Origin of the sequence: Mesorhizobium sp. (genome assembly GCF_004962925.1) — a bacterium.
Taxonomy (GTDB): Bacteria; Pseudomonadota; Alphaproteobacteria; order Rhizobiales; family Rhizobiaceae; genus Mesorhizobium.
Window position 1 is genome coordinate 3,033 of sequence record NZ_SUEO01000297.1, and the last position, 1,847, is coordinate 4,879.

Annotated in this window: 2 protein-coding genes; both read left to right on the forward strand. The window is 61.7% G+C overall.

Features of this window, described 5'->3' with window-relative positions; genetic code table 11:
- A partial coding sequence (locus E5W87_RS33170) for a branched-chain amino acid ABC transporter permease (RefSeq protein WP_292407495.1) occupies window positions 1-497 on the forward strand: 497 nt, incomplete at its 5' end.
- 49 nt (window positions 498-546) lie between these two features.
- On the forward strand, window positions 547-1,847 hold a 1,301-nt coding region (locus E5W87_RS33175; protein ID WP_292407498.1), incomplete at its 3' end, for an ABC transporter substrate-binding protein.

The following is a 1,847-nucleotide window of genomic DNA, read 5'->3' on the forward strand; positions in this document are numbered from 1 at the left end:
TGATCCTGATCACAGTGCTCGTGTCGAGGCTGGTCAACAGCGCCACCGGCCGCAACTTCATCGCCGTGCGCGACAACGAGACCGCGGCACGGGTCATCGGCGTTCCGGTGCTCAAGACCAAGCTGCTCGCCTTCGCGCTGTCGTCCTTCATCATCGGCGTTGCCGGCGTGCTGTGGGCCTTCACCTATCTGCGCACCGTCGAGCCGGCCGGGTTCAACCTCGACCGCTCGTTCCAGATCCTGTTCATCATCATCATCGGCGGGCTGGCTTCGATACGCGGCGCCTTTCTGGGCGCGGCGTTCATCGTCGTCTTCCCGCTCTTTCTGTCCCGGCTCGGCGCCTTCGTGTTCGGCGGCCTGTTCGATTCAGGTGTGCTCGACATGAGCCAGCGCATCGTGCTTGGCGCGCTCATCATCATCTTCCTCATCGCGGAACCGAACGGGCTGTCGGCCCTCTTCGACCGCCTGAAACGACGGATCGGCTCGAGGTCCAGCTGAGCGCCGCTCGACATCCTCTCACGGACCACAACCTCAGGAGATGCAACCCATGACCTTCTTCAGTCACCTACGAAAGGCGGCGATCGCCACGGCCTTCGTCTTCGGCGCGACGGCGGTTCACGCCGACGAACAGTATTTTCCTCTGCAGAGCTACCGCGTCGGCCCCTATGCCGCCGGCGGCACCGGCTTCTTCGGCGGCTTCATCGACTATCTCAACCTAATCAACATCCGAGACGGAGGCGTCAACGGCGTCAAGCTGACCTGGAGCGAAGGCGAGACGCAGTATGAGGTCGAGAAGGGCGTCGAGGTCTACGAACGATTGAAGAGCAATCCCGGCATCGCCGCCTGGAACCCGCTTTCCGTAGGCATCGCATACGCCATGATCGACCGCATCACCGATGACAAGGTTCCACTGATAACCATCAACCACGGCCGCACCGACACGACAGATGGGCGCGTGTTCCCTTACGTCTTCCCGCTGCTGCTCAATCCCTACAGCGAGACCTCCGGCATCGTGAACTACATCGCCTCCAAGAAAGGCGGCCTCGACAAGCTCAAAGGCAAGAAGATCGTGGTGCTCTATCACGGCTCGCCCTACGGCAAGGAGACGATCCCGATCTATGAATTGCTTTCGCAGAAATACGGCTTCGAGCTGTCGCAGATCGAGGTGCCGCATCCCGGCAACGAGCAGCAGGCGCAATGGCTGACGATCCGGCGCGAGCATCCGGATTACGTGGTGCTGCGCGGCTGGGGGGTGATGAACCCCGTTGCCCTGAAAACCGCCCAGAAGACCGGCTTCCCGGCCGACCATATCGTCGGAAACGTCTGGTCCAACTCCGAGGAAGACGTCATCCCCGCCGGCGATGCCGCTAAGGGCTACACCGCCATCACCACCCAGGCCTCGGGCGAGCAGTATCCGGTGGTCCAGGAGATCGTCAAAACCGTCTACGGCGCCGGCAAGGGCAATCTCGAGGACAAGAGCCGCATCGGCTCGGTCTACCATAATCTCGGCATCGTCAATGGCATCCTTAATGTCGAGGCGGTCCGCATCGCACAGGCGAAGTTCGGCAACCGCACGCTGACCGGCGACGAAGTGCGTTGGGGCTTCGAGCATCTCAAGCTCGATCCGGCGCGCGTCGAGGCACTCGGCGCCAAGGACCTGTTCCACTCGATCAACGTCTCCTGGGACAATCACGAGGGTGACGGCTACGTGACCTTCCAGCAATGGGACGGCAAGAAGTGGAATGTCGTCTCCGACTGGATCGCTCCCGACTGGAAGCTGCTGCGTCCGATCATCGAGAAGTCGTCCGAGGCCTATGCCAAGGAAAAGGGCATCAAGATCCGCACAGC